Source organism: Oceanicola sp. D3, assembly GCF_006351965.1.
Lineage (GTDB): Bacteria > Pseudomonadota > Alphaproteobacteria > Rhodobacterales > Rhodobacteraceae > Vannielia.
The window spans coordinates 2,394,989-2,421,730 of the sequence record NZ_CP040932.1 but is presented as its reverse complement, the minus strand read 5'-3'; the positions used below and the strand labels follow the sequence as shown (position 1 = coordinate 2,421,730).

Annotated in this window: 29 protein-coding genes and 2 pseudogenes; 10 read left to right on the top strand and 21 right to left on the bottom strand. The window is 64.0% G+C overall.

What is annotated here, in order from left to right:
* Nucleotides 1–65: 65 nt before the first annotated feature.
* A complete protein-coding gene (gene tyrS / locus FHY55_RS12270; RefSeq protein WP_140014465.1) occupies nucleotides 66–1,316 on the bottom strand; it encodes a tyrosine--tRNA ligase in 1,251 nt (416 codons plus the stop codon).
* 70 nt (nucleotides 1,317–1,386) lie between these two features.
* On the opposite strand from tyrS, the gene FHY55_RS12265 reads away from it, so the two are divergent.
* Both FHY55_RS12265 and FHY55_RS12260 read left to right on the top strand, forming a co-directional pair.
* Entirely contained in the window at nucleotides 1,387–2,487 is a 1,101-nt protein-coding gene (locus tag FHY55_RS12265) for an anhydro-N-acetylmuramic acid kinase (protein ID WP_140014464.1), read from the top strand.
* Nucleotides 2,488–2,712: 225 nt separating this feature from the next.
* Nucleotides 2,713–3,078 (top strand): hypothetical protein, encoded by a 366-nt coding sequence (locus FHY55_RS12260; RefSeq protein ID WP_140014463.1) that lies wholly within the window; start codon nucleotides 2,713–2,715, stop codon nucleotides 3,076–3,078.
* 4 nt (nucleotides 3,079–3,082) lie between these two features.
* Here the strand turns inward: FHY55_RS12260 and FHY55_RS12255 are convergent, their stop codons facing one another.
* Both FHY55_RS12255 and FHY55_RS12250 read right to left on the bottom strand, forming a co-directional pair.
* Nucleotides 3,083–3,964, bottom strand: coding sequence for a fatty acid desaturase (locus tag FHY55_RS12255; protein WP_140014462.1), 882 nt, complete (start codon nucleotides 3,962–3,964; stop codon nucleotides 3,083–3,085).
* A gap of 9 nt (nucleotides 3,965–3,973) precedes the next feature.
* Nucleotides 3,974–4,399, bottom strand: a complete 426-nt coding sequence (locus tag FHY55_RS12250; RefSeq protein ID WP_140014461.1) for a cupin domain-containing protein — start codon at nucleotides 4,397–4,399, stop codon at nucleotides 3,974–3,976.
* Between the two features lie 43 nt (nucleotides 4,400–4,442).
* On the opposite strand from FHY55_RS12250, the gene FHY55_RS12245 reads away from it, so the two are divergent.
* Nucleotides 4,443–5,486 (top strand): FAD-binding oxidoreductase, encoded by a 1,044-nt coding sequence (locus tag FHY55_RS12245; protein WP_140014460.1) that lies wholly within the window; start codon nucleotides 4,443–4,445, stop codon nucleotides 5,484–5,486.
* 50 nt (nucleotides 5,487–5,536) lie between these two features.
* Nucleotides 5,537–5,752, top strand: a complete 216-nt coding sequence (locus FHY55_RS12240) for a DUF2945 domain-containing protein (protein ID WP_140014459.1) — start codon at nucleotides 5,537–5,539, stop codon at nucleotides 5,750–5,752.
* A gap of 13 nt (nucleotides 5,753–5,765) precedes the next feature.
* Here FHY55_RS12240 and FHY55_RS12235 read toward each other — a convergent pair whose 3' ends face one another.
* The 9 genes and pseudogenes from FHY55_RS12235 to FHY55_RS12195 form a co-directional block, all read right to left on the bottom strand.
* Nucleotides 5,766–6,491, bottom strand: coding sequence for a hypothetical protein (locus FHY55_RS12235; RefSeq protein WP_140014458.1), 726 nt, complete (start codon nucleotides 6,489–6,491; stop codon nucleotides 5,766–5,768).
* A 249-nt stretch (nucleotides 6,492–6,740) separates the two neighbouring features.
* Nucleotides 6,741–7,111: pseudogene (locus FHY55_RS12230) on the bottom strand (ParB/Srx family N-terminal domain-containing protein); the annotation flags it as partial.
* A 140-nt stretch (nucleotides 7,112–7,251) separates the two neighbouring features.
* Nucleotides 7,252–8,814 (bottom strand): SUMF1/EgtB/PvdO family nonheme iron enzyme, encoded by a 1,563-nt coding sequence (locus FHY55_RS12225; RefSeq protein ID WP_168222994.1) that lies wholly within the window; start codon nucleotides 8,812–8,814, stop codon nucleotides 7,252–7,254.
* An 83-nt stretch (nucleotides 8,815–8,897) separates the two neighbouring features.
* A complete protein-coding gene (locus tag FHY55_RS12220) occupies nucleotides 8,898–9,692 on the bottom strand; it encodes a hypothetical protein (RefSeq protein ID WP_140014456.1) in 795 nt (264 codons plus the stop codon).
* Between the two features lie 124 nt (nucleotides 9,693–9,816).
* Nucleotides 9,817–10,407 (bottom strand): annotated as a pseudogene (locus FHY55_RS12215) (DUF932 domain-containing protein); the annotation flags it as partial.
* A gap of 160 nt (nucleotides 10,408–10,567) precedes the next feature.
* Entirely contained in the window at nucleotides 10,568–11,209 is a 642-nt protein-coding gene (locus tag FHY55_RS12210) for a hypothetical protein (RefSeq protein WP_140014455.1), read from the bottom strand.
* Nucleotides 11,210–11,402: 193 nt separating this feature from the next.
* Complete coding sequence (gene eno / locus FHY55_RS12205; protein WP_140014454.1) at nucleotides 11,403–12,680, bottom strand: phosphopyruvate hydratase; 1,278 nt, start codon at nucleotides 12,678–12,680, stop codon at nucleotides 11,403–11,405.
* A gap of 69 nt (nucleotides 12,681–12,749) precedes the next feature.
* The gene (locus FHY55_RS12200) at nucleotides 12,750–13,643 is read right to left on the bottom strand and encodes a DMT family transporter (protein ID WP_140014453.1); all 894 of its coding nucleotides are present in this window, start codon (nucleotides 13,641–13,643) and stop codon (nucleotides 12,750–12,752) included.
* Between the two features lie 63 nt (nucleotides 13,644–13,706).
* Nucleotides 13,707–13,955 (bottom strand): hypothetical protein, encoded by a 249-nt coding sequence (locus FHY55_RS12195; RefSeq protein ID WP_140014452.1) that lies wholly within the window; start codon nucleotides 13,953–13,955, stop codon nucleotides 13,707–13,709.
* A gap of 225 nt (nucleotides 13,956–14,180) precedes the next feature.
* Here FHY55_RS12195 and FHY55_RS12190 point away from each other — a divergent pair, with 225 nt between their 5' ends.
* Nucleotides 14,181–14,564 carry a hypothetical protein gene (locus FHY55_RS12190; RefSeq protein WP_140014451.1) on the top strand — a complete coding sequence of 128 codons (384 nt, stop codon included), beginning with the start codon at nucleotides 14,181–14,183 and terminating at the stop codon, nucleotides 14,562–14,564.
* Here FHY55_RS12190 and FHY55_RS12185 read toward each other — a convergent pair.
* The 4 genes from FHY55_RS12185 to FHY55_RS12170 form a co-directional block, all read right to left on the bottom strand.
* Entirely contained in the window at nucleotides 14,561–14,977 is a 417-nt protein-coding gene (locus tag FHY55_RS12185) for a Fur family transcriptional regulator (protein WP_140014450.1), read from the bottom strand. The genes FHY55_RS12190 and FHY55_RS12185 overlap by 4 nt on opposite strands.
* Nucleotides 14,978–15,043: 66 nt before the next feature.
* Nucleotides 15,044–15,874 (bottom strand): PhzF family phenazine biosynthesis protein, encoded by an 831-nt coding sequence (locus FHY55_RS12180; RefSeq protein ID WP_140014449.1) that lies wholly within the window; start codon nucleotides 15,872–15,874, stop codon nucleotides 15,044–15,046.
* Between the two features lie 58 nt (nucleotides 15,875–15,932).
* Nucleotides 15,933–16,475 carry a hypothetical protein gene (locus FHY55_RS12175; protein WP_140014448.1) on the bottom strand — a complete coding sequence of 181 codons (543 nt, stop codon included), beginning with the start codon at nucleotides 16,473–16,475 and terminating at the stop codon, nucleotides 15,933–15,935.
* Between the two features lie 81 nt (nucleotides 16,476–16,556).
* On the bottom strand, nucleotides 16,557–17,396 hold the full coding sequence (locus FHY55_RS12170) for a MoxR family ATPase (RefSeq protein WP_140014447.1): 840 nt from the start codon (nucleotides 17,394–17,396) through the stop codon (nucleotides 16,557–16,559).
* 177 nt (nucleotides 17,397–17,573) lie between these two features.
* Between FHY55_RS12170 and dksA the strand changes: the two genes are divergently transcribed.
* Both dksA and FHY55_RS12160 read left to right on the top strand, forming a co-directional pair.
* Complete coding sequence (dksA, locus tag FHY55_RS12165) at nucleotides 17,574–17,996, top strand: RNA polymerase-binding protein DksA (RefSeq protein ID WP_140014446.1); 423 nt, start codon at nucleotides 17,574–17,576, stop codon at nucleotides 17,994–17,996.
* Nucleotides 17,997–18,059: 63 nt separating this feature from the next.
* Nucleotides 18,060–19,217 carry an FAD-dependent monooxygenase gene (locus tag FHY55_RS12160; protein WP_140014445.1) on the top strand — a complete coding sequence of 386 codons (1,158 nt, stop codon included), beginning with the start codon at nucleotides 18,060–18,062 and terminating at the stop codon, nucleotides 19,215–19,217.
* A 58-nt stretch (nucleotides 19,218–19,275) separates the two neighbouring features.
* On the opposite strand, the gene FHY55_RS12155 is transcribed toward FHY55_RS12160, so the two are convergent.
* Together FHY55_RS12155 and xth are read right to left on the bottom strand one after the other, a co-directional pair.
* Complete coding sequence (locus tag FHY55_RS12155) at nucleotides 19,276–20,049, bottom strand: hypothetical protein (RefSeq protein WP_140014444.1); 774 nt, start codon at nucleotides 20,047–20,049, stop codon at nucleotides 19,276–19,278.
* Entirely contained in the window at nucleotides 20,042–20,833 is a 792-nt protein-coding gene (gene xth / locus FHY55_RS12150; RefSeq protein ID WP_140014443.1) for an exodeoxyribonuclease III, read from the bottom strand. Before xth ends, FHY55_RS12155 begins: the two co-directional genes overlap by 8 nt.
* 138 nt (nucleotides 20,834–20,971) lie before the next feature.
* On the opposite strand from xth, the gene FHY55_RS12145 reads away from it, so the two are divergent.
* A complete protein-coding gene (locus FHY55_RS12145) occupies nucleotides 20,972–21,178 on the top strand; it encodes a hypothetical protein (RefSeq protein WP_140014442.1) in 207 nt (68 codons plus the stop codon).
* A 78-nt stretch (nucleotides 21,179–21,256) separates the two neighbouring features.
* Here FHY55_RS12145 and FHY55_RS12140 read toward each other — a convergent pair whose 3' ends face one another.
* Nucleotides 21,257–21,574: an iron-sulfur cluster assembly accessory protein gene (locus FHY55_RS12140; protein ID WP_140016101.1), complete on the bottom strand. Its 318-nt coding sequence runs from the start codon at nucleotides 21,572–21,574 to the stop codon at nucleotides 21,257–21,259.
* Between the two features lie 101 nt (nucleotides 21,575–21,675).
* Between FHY55_RS12140 and FHY55_RS12135 the strand changes: the two genes are divergently transcribed.
* On the top strand, nucleotides 21,676–22,812 hold the full coding sequence (locus FHY55_RS12135) for a deoxyguanosinetriphosphate triphosphohydrolase (RefSeq protein WP_140014441.1): 1,137 nt from the start codon (nucleotides 21,676–21,678) through the stop codon (nucleotides 22,810–22,812).
* 44 nt (nucleotides 22,813–22,856) lie between these two features.
* Here the strand turns inward: FHY55_RS12135 and FHY55_RS12130 are convergent, their stop codons facing one another.
* Together FHY55_RS12130 and FHY55_RS12125 are read right to left on the bottom strand one after the other, a co-directional pair.
* Entirely contained in the window at nucleotides 22,857–23,939 is a 1,083-nt protein-coding gene (locus FHY55_RS12130) for a hypothetical protein (protein ID WP_140014440.1), read from the bottom strand.
* A complete protein-coding gene (locus FHY55_RS12125; protein WP_140014439.1) occupies nucleotides 23,936–24,850 on the bottom strand; it encodes a hypothetical protein in 915 nt (304 codons plus the stop codon). Before FHY55_RS12125 ends, FHY55_RS12130 begins: the two co-directional genes overlap by 4 nt.
* Before the next feature lie 96 nt (nucleotides 24,851–24,946).
* On the opposite strand from FHY55_RS12125, the gene argS reads away from it, so the two are divergent.
* On the top strand, nucleotides 24,947–26,689 hold the full coding sequence (argS, locus tag FHY55_RS12120; protein WP_140014438.1) for an arginine--tRNA ligase: 1,743 nt from the start codon (nucleotides 24,947–24,949) through the stop codon (nucleotides 26,687–26,689).
* Nucleotides 26,690–26,742: the final 53 nt, after the last annotated feature.

Below are 26,742 nucleotides of genomic sequence, written 5' to 3'. Positions count from 1 at the left end.
GCAAGTGCTTGCAGGTGGGTTAACGGCGCGGCAGAGTGAAGGCCGCGCCGTAACCCGTTGTTATTTTACCCCTCCAGCACGACGAGGGCGTGACGCTTCTTGCCGGCGGAGAGCTTGACCGGTGCAGACAGCGCGGCGGCGTCAAGCATCAGGCCCGCGTCGGTGAGCGGTGCATCGTCGATCCGAGCGCCATTGTCGGCGATCAGGCGCTTGGCTTCCTTGCCCGATTTTGCCAACCCGGCGCGGGTGATCAGCTGCACCACCGAGATACCTTCGGCCACATCCGCCGCCGTGAGGGTGAGGGTGGGCAGATCATCGCCCACGCCGCCCTTTTCGAAAACCTCACGCGCCGTCGCCTCTGCCGCTGCCGCAGCCTCGGCGCCGTGGCAGAGGGTTGTGACCTCATTTGCGAGCCGGATCTTGGCGTCGTTGATCTCGGAGCCTTCTAGCGCACCGAGCCTTTCGCATTCGTCAATGGGCAGCTCCGTGTAGAGCTTGAGGAAGCGGCCGACGTCGGCATCGGTTGTGTTGCGCCAGAACTGCCAGAACTCGTAGGGCGCGCACATTTCGGCGTTGAGCCAGATGGCGCCATCGGCCGATTTGCCCATCTTCTTGCCGTCCGAGGTGGTCAGCAGGGGCGAGGTGAGGCCGAAGATCTGCTGGTCGATCACCCGGCGGGTGAGGTCGATGCCGTTGACGATGTTGCCCCATTGATCGGAGCCGCCGAACTGGACGAGGCAACCGTAGCGGCGGTTGAGCTCGAGGAAGTCGTAGGCTTGCAGGATCATGTAGTTGAATTCGAGGAAGCTGAGCGACTGCTCGCGGTCGAGACGGGATTTGACGCTATCGAAGGAGAGCATCCGGTTGACCGAGAAGTGGCGGCCGATATCTCGCAGGAATTCCAGGTAGTTGAGCCCATCGAGCCATTCGGCATTGTTGAGCATCAGGGCCGGGGTTTCGGCCTCGTAGTCGAGGTATTTTGCAAACACCTGCTTGATGCCGGCGATGTTGTCATCAATCTGCTCGGGCGTCAGCAGCGGGCGCTCGTCGGCGCGGAAAGACGGGTCTCCCACCTTGGTGGTGCCGCCGCCCATCAGGGTGATCGGCTGGTGGCCGGTTTTTTGCAGCCAGCGCAGCATCATGATCTGGATGAGCGAGCCGACGTGGAGCGATTTGGCCGTGGCATCAAAGCCGATATAGCCCGGGACCACGCCTTTGATCAGTGCTTCGTCAAGGCCTTGATAGTCGGTGCAATCCGCCAGGAAGCCTCGCTCTATCATTACGGCCATGAAGTCCGATTTGGGGTGGTAGGTCATCGCTGTTTTCCATGCTTGCGAAGGGTTGTGAGACCCCCTCATACTGGCAGGCAGGCAAGAGGGGAAGGCCATGTTGAAAAAGGGCCATGTGCGGGCGCTGGGAGCGATGAGCGGCACCTCGCTGGACGGGGTGGATGCGGCGGTGATTGAAACCGACGGGGAGCAGATTTTTGGCTTTGGGCCAAGCGCTTACCGGGAGTACTCGGGGCCGGAACAGGCGGCGATACGTGCCGCGTTGGGGCGCTGGCCGGGCGAGGCCGGGGTGGCCGAGGCGGCGGAGGTGGTGGAAACCGCCCATGGGGTGTTGCTGGAAGAGCTGCTGGAGGGCGTTGATATTGTTGGCTTTCATGGCCAGACCCTCGCCCATGATCCGCACGGCCGTGGCACCCATCAGGCGGGTGACGGGCGGGTGCTGGCGGAGGCGCTGGGGCGGCCATTGGTTTGGGATTTTCGCAGCAGTGACGTGGATATGGGCGGGCAGGGCGCACCTTTGGCCCCGGCCTATCACTACGCTCTGGCCAAGTGGATCGGCGCCGAGAAACCGCTTGTTTTTCTGAACCTTGGCGGGGTTGGCAATGTCACGTGGATCGACCCGGGGCGGGGGCCGGAGGCGATGGTGGCCTTTGATACCGGGCCTGCAAACGCGCCGCTCAACGATCTTGTCAGCCGCAGGCTGGGGCAGCCCTTTGACGAGGGCGGCGAACTGGCGGCGCGGGGCGCTGTGGAGGAGGGCATTCTGGGCCGGTTTGCGGCGCATCGTTACTTCTACAAGGTGCCGCCCAAGAGCCTCGACCGGGATGATTTTTCTGATGTTTTACAGGAGGTTGAGGGGCTTTCGGATGCTGATGCGGCGGCCACGCTGACGGCTGTGGCTGCGGCGGGTGTGGCGCGGGGGGCGGAGCATTTTCCGGCCCCGCCGGAGCGCGTGCTGGTGACGGGCGGCGGGCGGAACAACCCGGTGATGATGGCGATGATCGCGCAGGGCCTTGGCTGCCCTGTTCTGCCGGTGGAAAAGGTTGGCCTCGACGGAGATATGCTGGAAGCTCAAGCCTTTGCCTACCTTGCGGTGCGCGTCGCCAAGGGCCTGCCGACCTCATGGCCGGGCACCACGGGCGTGCGAGCGGCGGTGGGCGGTGGCGTGGTGACGGAGCCGGGCGGAGGCTTTGCATAAATGCCGGTATGGCGGGCTTTTCGGCGGCGTTAACCCGGAAAAGCAACAGGCCACAACTTATGCACAAGTGATGCACATTCCATACCTATGCTTATTTTCCTCTACGCCCGGGGTTAACGCCCCGCGCGGTGGCGCATGACGGCATTCGTCACGTGACCCAAGGCGAAGCTGCGGGGTAGCTCTCATGGCCAAGGTGACGGGCCTTGGACATGAGAGGAGAAGACGATGAGACTTTTGGCAACCATTCTGGCGGTTCTGACCGCCTCGGCGATGCTGGCGAGCACAGGCCATGCCGCCCCGATTGCGAGCGCAAAGAGCCACGGCTATCGCGGGCAGGACGCGGTGAAATACCAGCGTTTGGTTGGCAGCTACGCCAAGCGCGATTGCCGGGCGCTGGCGAAGGAATATGGCAAGGCGGCGAAGATTGCGGGCAAGGCGAGCAAGGGCCGGGGCCTGCAAGTGGCTGGTGCCCTGCTTGGGCGCGGCAAGAAGGCCGGGATTGCGGCGGAGATCGGCGGCAACGTGGTGAAGGATGCGGCCCTGCGGCGGGATGCGGCCCGCTCGGTTTACAAGGCAAAAGGATGTCGCTGAGTGGTCACCGGAGGCTGCGAAGGTAGCTCCGTGTGAATGCGGCATAGCCCGGGCTCACTTGCTGGAGGTGAGCCCGGGTTTTTTCGTGCAGTTTGGGCAGGGCGTGGAAGGGCACGGCGGGGAAGGCGTGATGCTCGGCATGGTAGGGCATGTTCCACGCGAGGAAGCGGATGGCGCGGGTGGTGCGCGTGGTGCGGGTATTGGCCAGCATGTTGGCGACGGGCGGGCAGAGGCCATGCTCGGCCAGCAGGTAGAGCCGGAGTGCGGGCTGGCCGAGCAGCAGCGGCAGCAGCCAGAGGCTTAGCAGGTAGCTGGGCGGAATAGTGAGCAGCGCGGTGAGCCAGATGGCGATATGGGCGCGGGCCTCCCAGATGACAGCGCGGCGTTGTCGGGGCGGCACGTAGGGCGCGGGGCGCGCGGCGGCGTTGCGCAGGAGCGCCGCGAGGTTGCCACGCCAGAAGCCCCAGCCGGTGAGGTAGAGCGCGAGCGCCGCGCGGGTGCCCGGGCGAGGGTGGCCTGCGATCTCGGGGTCGCGCGTGGGATCGCCGGTGTGGCGGTGGTGGGCGAGATGGAAGAACCGGAACCAGCGGAAGGGGAGGATCAGAAGCAGCCCGCAGGCGGTGCCCACCGCCTCGTTGAACCAGCCTCCGGTGAAGGGGGTGGCGTGGGTGCATTCATGCTCCAGCGTGAAGAGAAAGGTCATCACCACGCCGAGGGGCAGCATCATCAGCCACCAGAGCGGAAGGCCGAGGGCAACATAGCTGCCGGTGGCGAGGATGAGCGTGATATGGGCCGCAAGGCGGGCGAGGCCGGGGCCGGGCCGCCGGCGAGTGAGCGCGGCGCGGGTGTCAGGCGGAAGGCTGGCGAGCAGGGCCTTGTGATCCATCCCGGCGGCTCAGCTCTCGGGGATGTCAAAGCCCGCAGGCGCGAGGGTGAAGCCCTCGAAGGTGAAGCCCGGTGAGACGGTGCAGCCGACGAGCGCCCAGCCATCGGGGCCAGCCTCGGCGGCTTGCCAGTGATGCTTGGGCACGATGATCTGGGGGCTCTGCGTGGCGAGGTCTGGCCCGAGGCTGTGGCGGGTGGCGGGGCCTGTCTCGGTTGCGGCAAGGCGGAGAGTGAGGGGGGCACCGGCGTAGAAGTGCCAGATTTCGGTGGCATCGACCCGGTGCCAGTGGCTGCGCTCGCCGGGCTTGAGCAGGAAGTAGATGCAGGTGCCCGAGGGGCGGCCCGAGGCCGGGCTTTCGACCCAGGTTTGGCGGTAGTGGCCGCCTTCGGGGTGGGGCGAAAGGGCGAGGTGGTCGATGATCTCTTGTGCGTCCATGCGGGCAGGCTAGCCTTGGGGGCAGGCAAGGGAAAGGCACGGCATGGGCGAGCGGGTTGTGATTGTGGGCGCGGGGCTGATCGGGGCGAGCTGCGCCTTTCGGCTGGCGCAGGGCGGGGCGGATGTGGTGGTGGTGGAGGCTGCCGGGCCGGGGGGCGAGGCGACATCGGCCAGTTTTGGCTGGATCAACGCGAGTTTTTATCATGACGCGCATCACTTCAGGCTGCGTCGGGAGGCGATGGAGGCGTGGCACCGGCTGGAGGGCGAACTTGGGCGCTTGGTGGATTGGTGCGGCTGCCTGACTTGGGAGGGGGCCGATATTGGCGCGCTGGAGCGGTTTGGCTACCCGGTGGAAGTGTGGTCGGCTGCGGATCTGCGCGAGGAGGTGCCGGGGCTGGCGGAGGTGCCGGAGCGGGCGTGGTTTATGCCCACGGAGGGGGTGGTGGAGGCTACGGCGGTGGCGCGGCGGCTGTTGGAGGCTTCCGGGGCGCGGGTGGTGAGCGGGTGCAGGGTGCAGCGCGTGGAGGTGGCGGGCGGCCGGGTGACAGGCGTGGCGGTGGAGGGCGGCGAGATTGCGGCGGACCGGGTGCTGGTGTGCGCCGGTGTTGGCGCGGCGGGGCTGGTTGAGCCGTTGGGGGTGGCGCTGCCGATGCTGACGCGGCCAGCAGTGGTGTTGCGCACCACGCCTGTGGAGGCCCGGTTTGCGCCGGTGCTGGTGCCCGGGGGCATGGAAATCCGCCAGAATGCGGAGGGCTGCCTGATTGCGCCGACATCGCCCAACCATCAAGCCGACCAGACGGAGGCCTTGGGGCAGACCGCAGAGGCGCTGGCCGAGGCCACGCTGGGGCGGCTGGGGCAGATGTTTCCGGACTTGAAGCTGGAGATGGCGGAGGCGCGGCTGGCGTGGCGTCCGGTGCCCGGCGATGGCTTGCCGGTGGTGGGCGCGGCAGGGCCGGAGGGCCTGTGGCTGGCGGTGATGCATTCGGGCGTGACGCTGGGCGCGCTGATGGGCGAGTTGGTGGCGGCGGAGATGGGCGGCGCGGCGCAGGAGGTGCTGGCACCCTATCGGCCCGCGCGATTTGGGTGATCCGATCCGGCCTGCTGTGCGTTGATAGGGGCAACAGACAGGAGGATGCGATGCAAAAGCCGTCAGAAGGTGACCGGGTGGAATGGGATTGGGGCCGTGGCACCGGCGAGGGCCGGGTGCGCGAGGTGCATGAAGGGACCGTGGAGCGCAAGCTGAAGGGCTCGTGGATCAAGCGGAAGGGCACGGCGGAGAACCCGGCGCTGTTTATCGAGACCGATAAGGGCGCCGGGGTGCTGAAGCTGGCGAGTGAAGTGCGGGTGATGTGACCGCGACAGGGGCTCAGGGCAGGCTGACAGTGCCGAGCAGGGCTTCACCGGCCAGCGCCTCGGGGGTGACGCCGCCCCAGTAGCCCTGCCGAAGCGCCTCATAGGCGCGTTGGGCCTCGTCGCGGGAGGGAACGGCCTCGCGGTTTTCTCCGAAGAGGGCCATGTTGATCTGGGCGGCGAGGAGCCCGTTTTGCGCGGTGACCTCGATGGCGTGGCTCTCGGTCAGGATGAGACGTTGGGCGATGGTGGGCCGCTCAGTGACGAGATCGCGCCGGAAGCAGGTGAGGATTGGCCCCGCGTGGGTGCCATGGTGCGGCGGCGGGCAGTAGCGGGCTTGCAGGGCGCTTGGCGGCAGGTCGGGCCGGTCGCCGGCAAGCTGGGGCGTGAAGCGGGTGACGAGGCTGGCGTTGCCCAGCGGCGTGGCGAGGTCGAAGAGCTCGACGGTCAGCGTTTCGGCCGGTTTGCAGGAAAAATGGTAGGGGAAGGCGGCTTCGGCGGCGCAATCGGGGTTGTCGGTGCTGAAGAAGATGGCATCGGCGCGGGCGATGCGGGAGAGTTCGGCAAAGTCGCCCTTGAGCGAGAGGGTTTCCCAGATTGGGCGAGTGGTGAAGGTGAAGCCCTGCTCGGTGGTGCCGGTTCGGGCGAAGCCCTCGGGCAGGGTGAGCTTTGCGCGACCGTCAAAGAGGGGCTCGGCGGCGGCCTGGGTGGCGAGGAGGGAGAGGGCGGCGAGAAGGCGCATGGGCGAGCCTTGGACAAGGGTTGGCCCAGCCTAGGGCGGGGAGGCGGGCCGGGGAAGGTGGCAAGTGCTAGTGGGTTTGTGCTGTTGTTTGAGGTGGTGGGTTTTTCTGGGCGGTTTATCTGGCAGCGGGCTATGGTGCGATGGGTGCGATGGGTGCGATGGGGGCTTTGTGGACTTTGCCGCCATTGAGTGAACGGCGGCTTTCTGACTGCGCCATCTCTCGCGCATGGCCTGGAAGGCGCGGAACTAGTCGAGCGGGTGCAGCGGCGCGCGCTGGACGTGTTCGGCCAAGCTGTCCTCTTCGGCGAGGCCATCGGTGCGCACAATGCATGGACCAGCGCGGTCTTGTTCATGCGCTTCTGTTTCACGAGCAGCTCCAGCGCCCTGAACCGCCGCCCGCCGGCGGGGATCGTGTACATGCCGGTCTCGGCGCCGCTGTCGTCCAGCACGGGCCGCACGGTGACGGAACTGAGCAGCGTCCGCCGCGCAATGTCCTCGGCCAGTTCCTCGATCGACACGCCTGCCTTGACGTGGCGCACGTTCGACTGGCTGAGCATCAGCTTGTTGAAGGGAATGTCGCGCGAGGCGCTGAGGGTGATTTTCTGTTGCTTGGTCATCAGGATTACTCCGCGACGGGCCAGCCGGGAGCCTCTCTCCCGACCTCCAAACCCGTCACGGAAAACCCGGCACCCCTCTAACTCTGACATATCAGACAGGAATTGGGAGATAGCACGGACCTCCTAGCCCTTGATCATCTTCGTCAATGCAGTCCAGATCTTTTGAGCAGACCTGATCGGGATTTCACCAACCGAAAGCCACCTCCGCTATGCTTTGTATCTGGGAACATGAGGTTCCGCGTGGACGTCCTCAGGCAATAATCCCAGTAATAATACGCGCCCCCTCGCACGACCCTACGAATATGGGGTCCGGCAAGAATGTCTTCGCGGCCATCGTTTGGGTCATATGGATACGAATAGTCAGGTTTTGCTCCCCCCTCGCCCCACAAACTTGCGGTCCAATCCCAAGTGTTTCCGGCCATGTCCCATACGCCAAACGGGCTGTCACCCATAGGAGAATAGTTGCCGCTAGCTACAGCCTTGCCAATCGCGAGTTCCCTGTAATTGCAGACATTCTCATTGAATGTGTTTCCCCATGGGTAAATGCGTCCGTGAACTCCTCGTGCCGCTTTCTCCCACTCCGCTTCAGTTGGCAAACGAAATTCCCAATCAATCGGCAGCCAACCTTGAAGATGGGCAATGCCGTTCAACCAAATGCAAAATTCTATCGCGTCATACCATGAAACATTCGTCACTGGAGTTACGTCATCGCCATCCTCGCTACGCTCCAAGACCTCAAGTTTTCCGATATCGTGGAGAAATTCGCGGTAAAACTGTACGCTCACCGGCGCTCGCTGGATCAAAAACTCGTTGAGATAGACCGAGTGTTTTGGTTGTTCTTCTGGCAGACTGAAGGGATCGTCCTCAACCCGAGATCCCATCAGAAAACTGCCACTCGCCACCTCTTTCAGTGGCCCCATAAGCTCCTCAAGACCAGGAATTGGTCGTCCGGAACCCATTGGCGCTCTTATTCGTGTTTGACGTACCGACTTTAAGGCGCGCTGCGCAGCGATGCGGACATTCTCCTCTGGGTCACAGGATGAGAAATACTCGAGAAGGAATCTTGCATCTTCAGCATGGCGCATCTGGCCCGCTAAATAGCGAAGCGCTTGGATGCCATCTTCTCGCGAGCCTTTGTCATCCGACGCAAAATTTTCTGGGTCCTCACGCCAAAGAACAAACGTTTGTTGGAACGATGTGATCCAATCAAACTGCCCACCGTTTTTCTGCACCATACTTGGATGATGACTTTGATCACGCGTAAGAAATTGAGTCACATCTGCCGCCCGATATCTAGGAACTAAGCGGTTAAGCGTTACGAAATCGTCAAAAAACGTTCTCGCCCCTGAATAAGCCTGACGTATCACCACATTCTCTTGAGCCGAAGACCAAACCTCACCAAGATTGTCACGTTCAGAGAAGTTGTCGCAAAATACAAAAAAACGCTTCCCCGACAACATTAACCTTTCAAGATCAACGAATGTTGATAGCCGACCATCCTTGCTTTGGTGCTGCCTCAAGAAGTAGCTGGACTGAAATTTCTCGACCGCCCCCAGATAGAAATAGAAGGTATAATCAGCCTGTTGCGAACCAAGCAACCTGTATAGGCGTGCCGGAGATTGAACCTTTTTCCCAGAAAGATCAAGAAAGTAAATGTCATCAAACTTGAGGGACTCGTTTGTCTGGTCCAGCCTATTGATCCACACCTGTAGACGTTCTAGGACTCCTAGATATCTCGCCTTGTTACCAATCTCCGAGATTTCTGGAGCATTTATGGCAACGCACACCCTCATTTCGTATACTTGCGCCCAATGCTTATAAACCAGTCTTGCGGCCAGCCAAAATAGCCCGGCCCCTTTAGGGACAAATCAGCAACGGTATTGGCAAGGAAGATTGTCAAAAGCCAACCCAACTCAGCAGTGACAAATAACGGAGAAAACTCAGCGGGCCATTCCAAGGGATTGTAGCCGATCTCAAGGCCAACAATCTGGCTGCGCACATAGATTGCAATAAGCGTAGCGATGGTGATTATGTTTGCAACTTTTATCCCGACCTTCTCATCGTCGGAAATGTTGTTCGGCCGGCCATCAAAAGCTCTAAATATCAGGGAAACGGCGCTGCGAAGCAGCCACCATGCTATCTCCAAAGAAAAAAGTATCGTTGCCAAGAACAGCATATAAGACGGGTGAGTCACAAAAAACGATAGGTAAGCAATAAGGACAGCAGAAATAAATATGTTCAGCATATCAATCACGAAAAGAACAAGATTTTCAGGATTGTAGCTTTTAATGAAAAGCCGGTCTCCTAAAAAGAATCTGAATATCAGAATGAGACCAATCGCAAATGATGCCGCTCCTTCGTAGGTGATATTTGGCAATATCTGCGAGGGATTGGCCGTGAAAAAGGCTGAGTGGGATACAGCCAATTCCCTTACCGCATTCCCAATAGCAAGCACCATCAAGAATCCGTGCAAGGTCTGGATATTCTCTCTTACCTCGTCTTTTAACTCAAGCGATCGGCGTTCAATTTCTTCTTTCGTTGGTTCCCTTTTTACCGGGAGCCTGTCTTGTTCGTGGTGGCTCATCGGCACCCCTGCACACTACTTCTCACAGTACCATGCTGTTCGAGTACTTCTTGCATATCAAGCAAAAATCCAGTGCGGCCTTCGTTTCTAGTGAGAATCCTGGGAACCGATCAACGCCAATTTCCTAAAGAGCTTCCAACAACGCCTTCGCCTTCCCCTCCATCACCAGCCGCGCATCGTGCTGTGGCTTCGAGCGGGCAACTGCGGTGATCCCTTGCACGAAGTCGAAGACGCTCTCTGGCGGGCGGCCTTCCTCAGCCAGCACCGTCTCGACGATCCGCCCCGTCTCCGCTTTCGAGAATCCGCGCTTGCGCAGGAAGTCCTGACGGTCCTCGTCCGAGCGCGCGACGATCTTCTCGCGTGCCGCGCGGATGCCGTCGATGAAAGGCGTGGGCGAGGACTCTGCGAAGCGGCTGAGCGCCGGGGCGGTCTCGTGGGCGAAGCGGGAGGCGGCGTATTTCGAGTGCCGGATGGTGATCTCCTGGAAGTCCTCGACGCCCCAGAGGTTGCGGTTCTGGCAGACCGCGCGCAGGTAGAAGCTGGCGATCCCGAGCGTCTTGGCACCGACCTCGGAATTCCAGCAATAGAAGCCCCGGAAGTAGGGGTTGGGCGAACCGTCGGCCAGCAGCCCCAACACGAGGGGGTTCAGATCGTCAACGAGGAACAGGAACACGTCTCGGTCCGAGGCGTAGAGCGTCGTCGTCTCTTTCACCACGGCCTCTTTCCAGTACGGTAGCGTCTGGTGCCGCCTGCTTTGCTGTCATTGGTAGGTCGAAGGTTTTGCTAATATCAGCACTCGGGGATCTGTGAAGAGATCGCCTTCTTGCTGTCGAAAGATGTCGCTCCGCTTGAGACGCGGGCGCCGGCGCGGGGGCTCAGGCTTTGGCGGTTTGGCCGGGGGCGAGCATCAGGGTGCGGAAGATCTCGGGCGGGATGTCGCGTGCGATGGAGACTTCGGCGACGCTGTCGCGGCGCCCTGCGTGGCCGCGCTTGCGGCGGTTTTCGGCGAAGGCGTCCCAGCCCTCGGACACCGGCACGAACAGCCAGTCGCCGCGCACCGAGGCGCGGCGGGTGGCGGAGCCGGAGTTGATGGGGGAAAGGTCGATATCGGGGGCGAAGGCATCGAAGAAGCGTCGGCTGTCGAGCCGGACTTCGACGATCCCGGCCTCGGCCTTCAGGCTGTCGGCAAAGCTGCTGCCGCCGTCGGTGGGCCAGAAGAACAGGCGGGAGTTCAGCACGTCGGACCAGCTTTCAAGCGTGTGGCGGTCGAGGAAGGTTTCGGCCTGTTTGGCCCCGGCGATCAGCGGGCGCTGATGGTTGAGTTTGATGACGCGGTTGTCGAGCTGGATTTCGGTGCGCTCTTTGCGCAGGCGCAGGCTGCGCGGATCAATCCCGGCGCGGCGTGCGATCTCGGCGGCGCGGATGAGCCCGCCCGCGTTGATGCCCGGCACGTTGGAGCGCATCGTGAGATGCACCAATTGCGGGCCGACATGCTCGACGAACTCTTCGCGGTCCATTGCTTGCTATCTCACGTCCCATTGATTTTGATTAGGCCTACAAAATGCCTTGCGCTGCGTAAACTGCCTGCCTGTGCAGTTTTTTCAGGGTGTGGCGCAGCGGTGACCGAAGCCGGGACGCGGGCTTCGGGGTCAGGTGACGTTGTGGGGGTGTGAAAGGGGCGTGGTGGGGGCTTTTCAGCCCCCGCGCCTGTTAGCCCTTCAAGACCGAGCGGCCTGCGTAGACGGCCACTTCGCCCAGCTCTTCCTCGATGCGGATGAGTTGGTTGTATTTGGCCAGCCGGTCGGAGCGGGCGAGGCTGCCGGTTTTGATCTGGCCGCAGTTGGTGGCAACGGCGAGGTCGGCAATCGTCGCGTCTTCGGTTTCGCCCGAGCGGTGCGACATGACGTTGGTGTAGCGCGCGCGGTGGGCCATATCGACGGCCTTGAGCGTTTCGGTCAGGGTGCCGATCTGGTTGACCTTCACAAGCATGGAGTTGGCCACGCCCTTTTCGATCCCGTCCGCGAGGCGGGTGGGGTTGGTGACGAAGAGGTCGTCGCCCACGAGTTGCACCTTGTCACCGATCTTGTCGGTCAGGATCTTCCAGCCTTCCCAGTCATCCTCCGACATGCCGTCTTCGATGGAGATGATCGGGTAGTCGGCGGCGAGTTTGGCGAGGTAGTCGGCGTTTTCTTCGGAGGAGAGCGAGACGCCTTCGCCTTTCATCTCGTATTTGCCGTCCTTGTAATACTCGGTCGCGGCGCAATCGAGGGCGAGGTAGATATCTTCGCCCGGTTTGTAGCCGGCTTTCTCAATGGATTTCAGGATGAAATCGAGCGCGTCGCGGGTGGAGGCGAGCTCTGGCGCGAAGCCGCCTTCATCACCGAGGCCGGTGGACATGCCAGCGGCGGAAAGCTCGCCCTTGAGGGTGTGGAACACCTCCGAGCCCATGCGCACCGCTTCGGCGATGGTGGGGGCCGAGAGCGGCATGATCATGAATTCCTGGATGTCGATCGGGTTATCGGCGTGTTCGCCGCCGTTGATGATGTTCATCATCGGCACCGGCAGGGTGCGGGCCGAGGTGCCGCCGACGTAGCGGTAGAGCGGCTGGCCGGTATATTCGGCGGCGGCCTTTGCCACGGCGAGGGAGACGCCGAGGATGGCGTTGGCCCCGAGGCGGCCCTTGTTGTGGGTGCCGTCGAGTTCGATCATCGCGCTGTCGATGCCGACCTGCTCGGTGACTTCAAAGCCGACCAGGGCTTCGGCGATTTCGCCGTTCACCGCCGCAACGGCCTCGCGCACGCCCTTGCCCTTGTAGCGGGACTTGTCGCCATCGCGCTTTTCGACCGCCTCATGCGCCCCGGTCGAGGCGCCCGAGGGCACGGCAGCGCGGCCAAGGGTGCCGTCTTCGAGCGTGACATCGACCTCGACCGTGGGGTTGCCCCGGCTATCGAGAATCTCGCGGGCGTGGATGTCGATGATGATGCTCATTGGCGGGGCTCCCTTGGGACAATTGCTTTTGATTACGTCATAGCAGCGCGGGGGGAGGGCGCAAGGGTGTCAGGGCACGGCAGGCGGGGCAGCGGCGCGGCGGGCGGCAAGCTGGCGCTCACGCAGGAAGGCGTAGAGCCCGGCGGCGATGATGAGGAGCGAGCCGGCAATCGTCCAGCCATCGGGGCGCTCGGCAAAGAAGGTGACGCCGATGAGGGTGGCGAAGAGCAGGCGGGAATAGCGGAAGGGGGCGATGGTGGCCAGTTCGCCCGTGCGGGTGGCCGCCGTGAGGGCGAGGTAGCCTGCGAGGGTGAAGAGGACGCCGAGCGGCGCCCAGAACAGGCCATCGGATGTGAGGGGCGAAAAGCCGGGGCCTATCAGCAGGGCGGCGGTGGCGGCGAGCGGCACCAGCGAGAAGCCCCAGGCCGCCAGCGTCAGCGAGGGGATGGCGCGCGGCGCGGCGCGGGTGGTGAGATCGCGTGCCGAGAGGGCCACGGCGGCGGCAACCGCGATGAGGGCGTTCGGGTCGAACCCCTGCAGGCCGGGGCGGACGATCATCAACATTCCGACCAGCCCGGCGACCACTGCCGCCCAGCGACGCCAGCCGACGCGCTCGCCAAAGAACAACGCCGCGCCGAGGGTGACGAGGATCGGGTTCATTTGCATGAGGGCGGAGACGGTGGTGAGGGGCACCAGCGAGATGGCAAAGGTGATGGTGATTGCCGCCACGCCTTCTGACAGGCTGCGCCCCACGACCGCCGGGTGGAAGAAGGTGCGGGAGAACAGCGGCTCGCGGCGGACGAGGGCCACGGCGGAAAAGATCAGCGCCGTTGCGCCGCCCAGCAGCAGGATGACCTGCGGCGCGGGCATATGCTCGGCCATGAGCTTGACGACGGTATCGGTGCAGGCCAGCCCGAGCATGGCTAGCACCATCAGCGCGATGCCCTTGATATTCTCTGTCATCCGCGCGTCTCCCGGCCCTGTTCGGGGCAGAGCTACAGTGGCGGGCGGGGATTTACGAGGGGGTCAGCTGGCTGTTTTGTCGTCGTCGTCGTGGCGGCGGGGATCGAAAATGCCGAAGTCGCCCGAATGCTCGGAGCCGTTCGCCTGATCGAAGAACCCCTCGGCCGACAAGCCCCGGCGCAAGAGCTCGCGCACGGCGGCGGAGCGGCTCGGCATGCGCAGCTTGAAGCGCCAGTCATCGAGGGCGCGCGTTTCCTCTTCGGTCAGCATGATCTGCAACCGTTCGGTCCGCTTGGTGTTGTCTTTCTCCATCAGGATCACCTCCTGCAGCACGCCCAGTGGCGGGCGGGGCTTGGATGGCCAACATGCGCGGGGCGCTGCGGTTCCCTCATTATGTGAGAATACACAATATGAGTAAGTTACTCAATTGCCATAAAATGCGCGACATGCGTGGCTTTAGTATAATAAGCTACTGTTTTTATTTAGGAAAATTTACATTCGGTCTCCGATGTGCCATAGTGGACGCAGGAGGCCGATATGAGCATGCACAACCAGAACGGATCATTCGAAGACGGGCTGCGCCGCGTTGCGGTGTTGTCGGCGGATCCTGTGCTGTTCATGGATCTGCAGATGATGTTGCAGGAGGCGGGCTTCGACGTTGTCGAGGTGGATACCTTCGAGAGTTTCGCGACATCCGATGCGCCTGTGTCTTCGGCGATCGTTGATGTGGGCGAGGAGCCGGAGGCGGCTTTGAAGGCGCTGATGCGGTTGTCTTCAGAGGAAATTCCGCATGTGGTGCTCAGCTACGAGGCGCAGGATGTGCCGCTGGCCCTTGCGGGCTCGATGCTGCGGGGCACGCTCTACAAGCCGGTTTGCGTGGATGAGCTGTTGCCGCTGCTGGGCCAGAGCCTGCCCGGTTAGCGCGGCTTGCGGCGCACGCCGTAAAGCTCCAGCCGGTGGCCTTTGAGCTCGTAGCCGAGCCGGGCGGCGATTCTTTCTTGCAGGGCTTCGATCTCGGGATCGACGAATTCGATCACCTCGCCGGTTTTCATGTCGATCAGGTGATCGTGATGGTCGCGCTCGGCGTCCTCGTAACGGGCGCGCCCGTCGCCAAACTCCAGCTTCTCAAGCAGCCCGGCCTCTTCGAAGAGCTTCACCGTGCGATAGACCGTGGCGAGCGAGATCTTCGGGTCGACCGCGGAGGCGCGTGCGTAAAGCTCTTCGACGTCCGGGTGATCGGAGGCGGCATCGAGCACCTCGGCGATCACCCTGCGTTGACCGGTGATGCGAAGGCCCTTGGCCGCGGAGCGCTTGATCAGGGTTTGGGTCGTCATGAAGGCCTCCGGCTGGTGCCAAGGGTTTAGCCGGGAGGGGCAAGGATTTCCAGCGGCAGTGGCGCTTCAGAACGCGAGGGTGCCCTGCATGACGGGCACGGCAGCGCCGGAGATGGTCACGGCGCTGGCCGTTGTGGAAATGCGGATGCGCGAGGGCCGTCCCATATCGTCACCCTGGTGGATGGTGGCCGAGAGTGGCCCGTGCTGCGCGGTGAGAAATGCGGCAAGGGCGGCGGCGGCGGAGCCGGTGGCCGGGTCTTCGGGGATGTTGTCGAGCGGGGCGAACATGCGGGCGTGAATGGTGTCGCCATCGCGGAGATAGGCATATTGCGCGAAATCGAGGCCGGAGGGGTGGGCGGCGTGGCCTGCACGGAAGGCTTCGATGTTCGGCGCGGCGCGAGAGAGCGCCTCGCGGGAGGTCAGCTCGGTGAGGGTGAAGGGGAGGCCGACAGAGGCCATCACCGGCGGCGCGGCGATGTCACTTTCGGGGAGCGAGAGGGCGGCGGCCACCAGAGCGGGCGCGGGGTGGGCGAGGGTTTCGAGCGCGACCTCGGTGGTGAAGCGGGCTTCGGTGGGGGTGGCATGGGCGCGGATCGGGCCGACGCCGAGTTCCAGCACCATCTCGGGGCCGTGGCCTGCGCGGGCGAGGGCAATGGCGGTGCCGATGGTGGGGTGCCCGGCGAAGGGGATTTCCATGGTGGGGGTGAAAATGCGGACGCGGGCGGTGTGGGCCGGGTCTTCGGGCGGGTAGACGAAGGTGGTTTCGGAGTAGTTGAACTCGGCGGCGATCTTCTGGAGGGCGGCTTCGGGGAGGTGGCGCGCGTCGGGGATGACGGCGAGCGGGTTGCCGGTGAAGGGGGTTTTGGTGAAGACGTCGAGGGTGAGGTAGGGGGTCATATGCGCTTCTTCGAGGTGCACCGGTGCGGGCTGGGTTTGCTGGATGACCGCGCCGGGCCTACCGGGTGAGGCGGGTCCGATCGCAGGCTCTGAAGCTGTCGATAAATTCGAGGCCTTCATCGGGAAAGGAACTGACGTCAAAACTTGCGGCATCCCAGATAGCGCAGATTTCGACGTGAACGTTCGGCGAACTGGTGGACAGGAGCTTTCGGGGAAAGTCGAAGCCGATGCTGCAGCTGATGCTTTCGCCGGATGACAAGGTAACGACCTCGGGCATGTCGGATCGGGACTCAGTGCGCCGAAAGGATTGGGAGAGTCCACCAGCGGAGTAAGTCAGGATCATGCTGCGCATGACAGCCCTGGCCGGAAGGCGGATGGGAGAAGTTCCGACGCTGCGAAAGGTAAGCGTCATATGGGGGCGGTCGGGATCGTAGGCAGCTGATTCTGGTTCGATGCTGTGGACACCGACGACATCGGGGACGTCCAAGGTGGCTTCCGAGCCGACGACGACCCAGTGTTCGTCGTAAATTGTCCCGCAGCCCGCGAGCGTTAGGAGACACCAGAGTGTGGAGATGATCCGGCACTTAGGGGAACGGGTCATGCGGGAGGCTCCATGCAAAGCCCATGAGCAAGTGCACGATACACAGACTTGCTCAAGCACGGCTGGTGGGCTGCACCCACCCTACCGCTCCCGCCTTGCCATGAAGGCGAGGCGTTCAAACAGATGCACGTCCTGCTCGTTTTTCAGCAGGGCGCCGTGGAGTTTGGGCAGGGCGTTGGCGCCGTCGCGTTTCAGGTCTTCGGGGGTGAGGTCTTCGGCGAGGAGGAGTTTGAGCCAGTCGAGGACTTCCGAGGTGCTGGGCTTCTTCTTCAGGCCGGGCTGGTCCCGGATTTCGTAGAATTGCGTCAGCGCGGTGGTGAGCAACTCGCTCTTGATGCCGGGGTGGTGGACCTCGACGATCTGTTTCAGCGTGTCCATCTCGGGGAACTTGATGAAGTGGAAGAAGCAGCGGCGCAGGAAGGCGTCGGGCAGCTCTTTCTCGTTGTTGGAGGTGATGATGACGATGGGACGGTTGACGGCCCGGATCGTTTCGCCGGTTTCGTAGACGTGGAATTCCATCCGGTCGAGCTCCTGCAACAGGTCGTTGGGGAACTCGATATCGGCCTTGTCGATCTCGTCGATCAGCAGCACCACGCGGCCCTCGGCGGAGAAGGCCTCCCAGAGTTTGCCGGGTTTGATGTAATTCTTCACATCATGCACCCGCTCGTCGCCAAGCTGGCTGTCGCGCAGGCGCGAAACGGCGTCATATTCATAGAGGCCCTGCTGGGCGCGGGTGGTGGATTTGATGTGCCATTCGATCATGGGAAGGCCAAGCGCCGCCGACACCTGCCGGGCCAGTTCGGTTTTACCGGTTCCGGGCTCGCCCTTGACCAAAAGAGGCCGCTCCAGCGCCACGGCGGCGTTGACGGCGACGGTCAGATCTTCGGTTGCGACGTAGCTTTCAGTGCCTTCAAATCTCATGAATTTCCTCAATCTTCTGCTGTCAGCCCTATTGTGATCACAGCATGTTCAATTCCACCCTGACGGCATTAAAAGACAGTGACAAGGGGGGCTTGCGGGTGTAGATGACCCCCAATGGAGCGCGCGATGCATACGACTCGTGAGAATGAGAAGAAAGCACAGCCCGAGGGAGCACGGATGAAGCAGGAAGTTTTTCTGGACGATGATTATCGCCCGGCCGAAGATGAACCCTTCATGAATGACCGTCAGGTCGAATACTTCCGGCGCAAGCTGATTAAGTGGCGGGAAGATCTGCTGTCAGACAGCCGCGACACGATCGAAGCGCTGCAGGATGGCACACGGAATATCCCCGACATTGCCGATCGCGCGAGCGAAGAGACCGACCGCGCGCTGGAGCTGCGCACCCGGGACCGGCAGCGCAAGCTGGTGGCCAAGATCGACTCGGCGCTGCGGCGGATCGAGAACGGCGAATACGGCTACTGCGAGGCGACCGGTGAGCCGATCAGCCTCAAGCGGCTGGATGCCCGCCCGATTGCCACGCTGAGCCTTGAGGCGCAGGAGCGCCATGAGCGCCGCGAGAAAGTGCATCGGGACGATTGATCCGGTGACGGATGCGAGAAGGAGCGCCCGGGGGCCAACGGCCCGCCCGGGCGTTTTGCTGTTATGAGCCTTATTGGACTGGATGCCTTGGTGCTGGGCGGCGGGATTGCCGGGCTGGCCGCTGCGCGCGCGCTGGCCTTGCGCGGGGCGAAGGTGCGCCTGTTGGAGCAGGCGGCGGCGTTGGAAGAGGTGGGCGCGGGCATTCAGGTGAGCCCGAATGCGGGGCGGGTGATTGAGGCGCTGGGTCTGGCGCCCGAGTTTGCCGAGGTCAGCGATGAGAGCCGGGGCGTGCGGATGCGCGAGGCGGCTGGCGGGCGCGAGGTGGCTTTTGTGCCCTACGCGGGCCGGGGGCGGTTTGCCAATGTGCACCGGGCGGACTTGCTGGCGGTGCTGGAGCGGGGCGCGCGGGACGCGGGCGTGGAGATCAGGCTCGGCTGCCGCGTGGACGAGGTGCGCCCGGGCGGTGCGGTGGTGCTGGAGAGCGGCGAGGCGCTGGAGGCCGGGCTGGTGGTGGGTGCGGATGGGCTGCACTCGGTCGCGCGGCGCGCGATTCTGGGGCCGCAAGAGCCTGCTTTCACGCATCAATTGGCGTGGCGCGCGCTGGTGGAGGCCGAGGCGCCGCTGCCGCCTGAGGCGCAGCTCTTTCTCGCGCCGGGGCGGCATCTGGTGGCCTATCCGCTGCGGGGTGGGCGGCTGGTGAACATCGTGGCCTGCGAGGAGCAGGCGGAGTGGGCCGAGGAAGGCTGGCAGGTGGCGGGCGATCCTGCGGGGTTCCGCGCTGCTTTCGCCGGGTTTGGCGGGCCGGTGCCGGGATGGCTGGACCGGGTGGAGAAGGTGCGGCGCTGGGGGCTGTTTCGGCACGGGGTGGCGGCGCGGTGGCATCGGGAGCGGCTGGTGATTATGGGCGACGCGGCCCATCCGACGCTGCCGTATCTCGCGCAGGGCGCGGCGATGGGGCTGGAGGATGCCTGGGTACTGGCGGCGGAGCTTGCCGGGGCGGAGAGCCTTGAGGCCGGGTTGGCCGCGTTTCAGGCGGCACGGGCCGCGCGGTGCCGCAGGATCGTGGACGCGGCGACGGCGAATGCGCGGAACTACCATTTGCCGAAAGGGCCGAAACGGTGGGTGGCCCATCGGGCGCTTGGAGCGGCGAGCCGGTTTGCGCCCGGGGTGCTGCCGGGCAAGTTCGACTGGCTTTGGGGCGAGGACGTGACCGCTGGTTGATGGCGGGGTGACGTGCGCGCCTTCAGCGCGACACCCCACCCGCCGTCCCTTTGGGTCTTCAGAAGAGATCGGTGAGGGGGAGGCCTGCAAGGAGGGGCGCGGGGTGTGCTGTTTCGTCGGTCGCGGTGACTTCAGCGAGCGCGGTGGTGAGGCCTTCGGGTGTGGAGACGTCGGTGGTGGGGGCAGGGATTGCCCGAATTTCGAGGCCGCCTTCGCCCGGCTCCTCGATCACGGTGCCAGACCATTTGCGCGCCGTGCGCGCCGGGACGACGAAGATGTAATAGGCATCCCAGCCCGGCTGCGGATCAAGGGTGAGAAGTTGCAGCCCGTGAGCCTCGAAGATTGGAGCGTAATGGGCCCAGACCACGGGCATTGCGCTCCATTCCTCGGCGTGAATGGCCTCGTCGGCGATGATCTGTGCCGGGTCAGGGCGCTCGGTGACGCCGTGGTGTTCTAGCATGGCGTCGAATTGCGGGCAGGCCTGTTCGCATCCGTCTTTCCAGTCGAAATAGGCGGCGCGGGGGCTGTCCCAGCTGAAAGCCTCGATGAGATACCAGGCAAGGGTGATGGAGCGGGAGCCACCATCTTCGAGCGCAACACCGGTTTCGGCCTCGATGACGCCGGGGGTATCGCCGCTTTCTATGGCGCGGGCCACGCGCAGGGCCGCACTGTCATTGCCGGAGATAAGGCGGGTGAGCTTGACGCGGGGCGGGTCAAGCACGCCCTGACGCCACATGTAGAGCGGCGGCGGGGCGAGGAGCGGCAGGGAGGCGGCAAGGGCGATGAGCGAGAGCGCCCCGCTCGCAGCGGCGCGGTCTGGAATGTCAGACATCCAGATCCACCCAGACAGGCACGTGATCTGAGGGCTTCTCACGGCCGCGCATGTCTTTCTCGATCCAGCAGTCGCGGAGGGTGTCGGCGGCTTGCGGGGTGAGCAGGAAATGGTCGATGCGGATGCCGTCGTTCCTGTCCCACGCGCCGCGCTGGTAATCCCAGAAGGAGTAGTGGCCGGGGCCACGGGTGCGGGCGCGGAAGGCTTCGGTAAAGCCGAGGTTGTTCAGGCTGCGCCACTTGGCGAGGCTTTCGGGGTGGAAGAGCGCATCGCCGACCCAGGCCTCGGGGCGGGCGGCGTCTTGCGGGGTGGGGATGATGTTGTAATCGCCGGCCATGAGGGCGGGCTGCTCATCGGCCATCAAGGCGCGGCCGCGCTCGATCAACCGGTCCATCCACGCCAGCTTGTAGCGGAACTTTTCGCTGTTGCCGTCTTCCACCGGGTTGCCGTTGGGCAGGTAGAGGCCGCAGAGGCGCAGGGCGGTGTGATCGCCGATGACGGTGGCCTCGATCCAGCGGGCCTGCTCGTCACTCTCATCGCCGGGAAGGCCCCGGGTGACATCCTCCAGCGGGAGTTTGGACAGAATCGCAACGCCGTTGAAGCCCTTTTGGCCATGGGTTTCGACCTGATAGCCGAGATCTTCGAAGTGCTCGCGGGGGAAATTTTCATCCACCGATTTGATCTCTTGGAGCAGCGCGACATCGGGGGCGCTTTCGGTCAGCCAATCGGTGACCCCGCCGATGCGGGCTTTTACGCCGTTGATGTTGAAGGTGGCGATTTTCATGGGGCCCTCCGCGCTTGCCGGGCCTTTCTGCCCCAAGGGGCGCGGATGCACAATGCGTGCGGGAACCTCCGGGGGCGCGGAGGGTTGGTTTGGCGAAACGCCCGAGTGGCGGCCCCTGAATTTTAGAAGGCAGGTAGAATGTTCGGCACCATCTTTGGCCAGCGGGCCACATCAACCCCACGCATCGAAACCCGCCGCGAGGCGATTGACCGGCTGCTCACCGACCTGAACACGGCGATCGATTTTTTGCCGGAGAAGCCGGTGGTGAAGGTGCATCCGGGCACCGGGCATATTGAGCTGGAGCTGCCCGAGGTTGAAGAGGACCGGACGCGGCATCTGGCGTGAGGGCGGCTCGGCGGGCTGGGCATAGGCTTGGGAGAAGGTGGGCAGATTGCCCACCCTACGCGGGTCCGAGGCCTGTGATTACATCGAAAAGCTGGTGCCGCAGCCGCAGGAGCTTGTGGCGTTGGGGTTTTCGATGATGAAACGCGCGCCGATCAGCTCTTCGGAGAAGTCGATGGTGGCACCTTCGAGGAAGGGCAGGGACACTTCGTCGACCACAACTTTCTGGCCGCCCTCCTCAAGCACGAGGTCGTCGGCGGCGGGTTCATCCAGCGTGATCTCATATTGAAAGCCCGAGCAGCCGCCGCCTTCGACGGCCACGCGCAGGGCCTTTGGGGCCGCGTCGATCTCGGCAAGGCGGGCGTAGGCGCGGGGGGTGACTTTGGGTGGCAAGGTCAGGGTCATCGGGTGCATCGCTTTCCGGTTACGTTTCAAATATATGGGGCGCAGAGGCGGGCGACAAGGCAGGGTCGCTCACGATTGGACGAGAAGGGGCAGGAATGCGCGCCAAATACGCATGTGATCCGGAGGCGAGCCGAGGGCGGCTCTTTCCCGAGGAGGAGAGCCATTTTCGCTCTCCGTTTCAGCGCGACCGCGACAGGATCATCCACGCCAGCGCGTTTCGGCGGCTGAAGCACAAGACGCAGGTGTTTGTGGAGCATGAGGGCGATCACTTTCGCACCCGGCTGACGCATACGCTGGAGGTGGCGCAGGTAGGGCGCACGATTGCGGGCACGCTGGGGCTCAACATCGAGCTGACGGAGGCGGTGGCGCTGGCGCATGACCTTGGCCACACGCCCTTTGGCCACACCGGGGAGGACGCGCTCGCCGAGCTGATGGCGCCGCATGGCGGGTTTGACCACAATGCGCAGGCGATCCGCATCGTTACCTCGCTGGAGCGGCATTATGCGGAGTTCGACGGGATCAACCTGACATGGGAGAGCCTTGAGGGCATTGCCAAGCATAACGGGCCGGTGGAGGGCGATCTGCCGTACGGGCTGGCGGAATATGCCAAGTTGCAGGACTTGGAGCTGCACACCCATGCCAGCGCCGAGGCGCAGGTGGCGGCGCTGTCAGATGACATTGCCTATAACAACCACGACCTGATGGATGGGTTGCGCGCGGGGCTGTTCACCGATGCCGACCTTGAAGAACTGGCACTGACGGCGGACAGCTACCGGCAGGTAGACCAGATTTATCCGGGACTTGAGTTCAAGCGGCGGCGCTATGAGGCGCTGCGGCGGGTGTTTGGCGTGATGGTGGAAGATGTGATTGCCGTCAGCCAGGCGCGGTTGGAAGACGCGCAGCCAAAGTCGGCCCAGGAGGTGCGCGAGTTGGGCTATCCGGTGGTGGATTTCTCCGATGACCTGAAGGGGCGGATTACCGAGGTGCGCGAGTTTCTGTTTCACCGGATGTATCGCGCCCCGGCGGTGGTGGAGATGCGCAGCAAGGTGACGAAGGTGGTGGAAGAGCTGTTTCCGCTCTTCATGTCACGACCCGAGTTGCTGCCCGATGAGTGGCAGAAGGATGTGGGGGAGGCGCAAGGCAAGACGGCGCTGGCGCGGATCGTGGCCGATTACATCGCCGGGATGACCGACCGCTTTGCCCTTCAGCAGCATGAAAAGCTGCTGGGGTGACACGAATTTTCGTACGAAAATTCGGGCGCGCGGTGTGGTGCCTTTCAGGCCGGGGTGCGAGTGCCGCGAAGCCAGAGCCAGGCAGCGCATAGCGCCGTGAGGGGCACGGCGGTGGTGACCGCGACCCAACCGAGGAAGATGGCGAGCGCTGCGCCTGCGCTCACGGCGCCGGAGCGCAGCATGTCGAACACAGCCGACGGGCCGAAGGGCCCGTAGCCCAGGGCATTGGTCAGCGCAGGCAGAAGTGCCGCGAGGCACAGGAGAGTGGCGGCGGTGCCATTCACTCGGCGGTTAGGCTGGGCGAAGAGCAGGCTGGCCAGTGCGCCGAGGCAAAGCAGCAGTGGCAGCGGGCCGAGTAGGTGGTTGGCGGGCGCGGAGGCGAAGAGCGCCTCGGCCAGAGCCGGGAAGCGCTGCGCGGGATCGCTTATCATCAGCGCGGCCCCGGACAGCGGCAGGCGAGCAACCATCCACGGCAGGGCCCAGAGGGTGGCGAGGGCGATGAGCCAGGGGCGGGAGGCCTCGGGCAGCAGGGCTTGGCGGTGCAGGGTAACGGCGAGCAGCAAAAGCAGCGCCAACAGCGCTGCGCCGGTGGGCAGGGGGGAGAGGCCCGCGGTGTGGGCAACATCAGCCAGCACCAGCAGGGCGAGGGCGGCGAGCGCCGCGAGTCGCGCGCCGCGTTGGGGCAGGCGCAGGGCCAGCGCGGCGGTCAGCACCAGCGGGCCGGCGATGCCGATGATCGCGCCGAGGGACATGACGGCGATTTGCAGGGCATAGGCATCGCGGGCGACGAGTTCGAACTCGCTGCGGGTGGATAGCCAGATATTGGCCACCGCTATGAGCGCCACGGCCCCCGAGGCCAGATGGGCTCCGATCCGCGCGCCGTTGCCCGAGCCGGGAGCCGGCGCGGCCTGGGGCAGGACGGCGGCGATCAGCAGAGAGAGCAGCGAAATGGCCAGCGTTGCGCCCTGCACGATCCGAAAGGGCAGCCCTTCGAACTGGTAAAGTGGCGGCTGCGGCATGACCATCTCGCGTGGGATGGTGAGGAGCAGCAGGCTCAGCCCGGCAGAGGCGAGGGCGAGGGCGAGGCAGAGCCGCAGGGCGATGTGGCTGGGGGCGAAGTCTGTCATGCGGTGGGTCCGGTTTTTCGACGGGCGCGGAGGGCGGCGATGGCCAGCCAGACGAGGCCGGCGAGGATGAGCAGGAACACGAGGGTGCCGGTGATCTGGGTAATGGTGTTGACGGTCTGGATGGTTTCGGGAGCATCAATGTAAAGCCGTGGCGTAATCTGCATCGAGAGCCAGTAGGCGGGCAGCAGCGTGGCGGAGGAGGTGAGGGCCAGAAGCGTGCCGTGGGTCCAGCCGAAGCGCTGGCTGGCAGCGCGGCCCACGGCATGGGCGAGGCCGAAGAACAGCAGGAACATTAGGAAGATCGTGTGTGCATAAACCGCAGTGGACACGACGTAATAGGTGTCATGGAAGGCCCGGTCGACGGGCTGCCTGGGTCTGAAATCTACGAGGAAGGGTGAGAGCTGCACGAGGCCGGCGAGGCAGCCTGTGGCGAGCCAGGGCAGGCCGGGCGCGCGCCAGGGCGCGGAGAAGAGCGCGAGGCCGAGGATGGCCAGCGTGCCGCAGATGAGCGGCGCCAAGGGAGAGAGCGGGGCCGTGAGGCTGGCGGCGAGAGTGAGGCCGGCGATGGCCCATCCCGCCGCCACGCGCCCGGTGGCCCGACCGGCGAGGGCGAAGGCGGCAGCGAGCGGCAGGAGGCCGAAGCCGGCGGAGGTGACGGCGATGAATGCGCGGGAGAACGCGTCTAGTGGGGTGCCCTTTGGGGCATAGAGCGTCCAGCCGGTGGCGGGGCTCGGGGAGGTGCGCAGGTTTTCGATCAGCGGCGTGGTGAGCCAGACCAATGCGGGCAGGGTGAGCACAAGCAAAGTGGCCCCCCAGCGCACCGGGCCGCGCAGCGCGAGCCCCAGCAGCAGCGCGGTGAGCGCCGTCGGCACGCCCCAATGCAGGTAATACTGGCCAAGGTCACTCGTCATGCCTGCCTTCTAGCAAGCGGCACGCCCGGCGCAAGCCGTGCTTGACCCTTGCGGGCGGGGTGGTAGAGACGCGGGCATACGAGAAGGACCGACGAGATGAACCTGTTTGCCGATATTCGTGCGCTGGTGGTGGCCGAGCTTGAGGCCATGATGGCGGAGGGCGCGTTGCCCGAGGGGCTGGAGCTTGCCAATGTGACGGTGGAGCCGCCGCGCGATGCGGCCCATGGCGACATGGCGACCAATGCCGCGATGGTGCTGGCCAAGCCCGCCAAGGCCAACCCGCGCGAGATTGCTGCCAAGCTGGCCGAGCGGCTGGCGAATGATCCGCGCGTGGCGCAGGCGGAGATCGCCGGGCCGGGGTTTATCAACCTTTCGCTTGCGGGTGAGGTTTGGGGCGGTGTGGTGAAGGCTGCGCTGGCCGATCGCTCCTCCTATGGTCGCTCCGATCTGGGCGATGGCAAGCGGGTGAACGTGGAGTTCGTCTCGGCCAACCCGACGGGTCCGATGCATGTGGGGCACACGCGGGGCGCGGTCTTTGGCGATGCGCTGGCGAGCCTGCTGGCCTATGCGGGCTACGAGGTGACGCGGGAATACTACATCAACGATGGCGGCGCGCAGGTGGATGTGCTCGCCCGCTCGGTTTATCTCCGTTACCTCGAAGCACACGGGCAGGAAGTGGCCTTTGAAGATGGCACCTATCCGGGCGATTACCTGATCCCTGTTGGCAAGGCGCTGAAGGACAAGGTCGGCGATGCCTTTGTGGGCAAGGGCGAGCAGTTCTGGCTGGAAGAGGTGCGCGATTTTGCCACCGAGGCGATGATGGGGTTGATCCGCGAAGACCTGAAGGCGCTTGGCGTCGAGATGGATGTGTTTTTCTCCGAGAAGGGTCTTTATGGCACCGGCAAGATCGAGGCCGCGATTGACGACCTGAAGGGCAAGGGCCTGATCTACGAGGGCAAGCTGAAGCCGCCCAAGGGCAAGCTGCCCGACGATTGGGAAGCGCGGGAGCAGACGCTGTTCCGCTCCAGCGAATACGGCGATGATGAGGATCGCCCGGTGCAGAAGGCCGATGGCAACTGGGCATATTTTGCCCCCGACATTGCCTATCACTACGACAAGGTGCAGCGCGGCTTTGACGAGCTGATCGACATCTTCGGCGCCGATCATGGTGGCTACGTCAAGCGGATGAAGGCCGCCGTGGCGGCGCTGAGCGAAAACCGGGTGCCGCTGGACGTGAAGCTGATCCAGCTGGTGAAGCTCTTCAAGGATGGGCAGGAGTTCAAGATGTCGAAGCGGGCGGGCACCTTTGTGACCCTGCGCGACGTGGTGGACGAGGTGGGCGCGGATGTGACCCGCTTTGTGATGCTGACCCGCAAGAACGATGCGCCGCTGGATTTCGACTTTGCCAAGGCTCTGGAGCAGAGCAAGGATAACCCGGTGTTTTACGTGCAATACGCCCATGCCCGCGTGCGTTCGGTGATGCGCAAGGCCGAGGCGGCGGGCTGGAAGCTGGACCCGGTGACCATGCTGGATCAAGACCTCGACACGCTGCACGAGGCCGAGCTGCCGGTGGCGCGCAAGCTGGCCGAATGGCCGCGTCTGGTGGAGATTGCGGCGCGGGGCCACGAGCCGCATCGGATCGCCTTTTATCTCTACGAATTGGCGCAGGCCTTCCACGCGCTGTGGAACCGGGGCAACGACACGCCGGAGCTTCGGTTCTTCCAAGAGGGCAACGAAAGCGCGTCTTTGCCGAAAATCGCCATGGCGAAGGCCGTTTCCGTTGTCATTTCGTCCGGTCTTGGTATCTTGGGTGTAACCCCGGCGGAAGAGATGCGCTGAGCCTTTCAGGCCCGCGCCACTGATCGGGGAGGCAGGCAAGCGAGCCCAGCCCC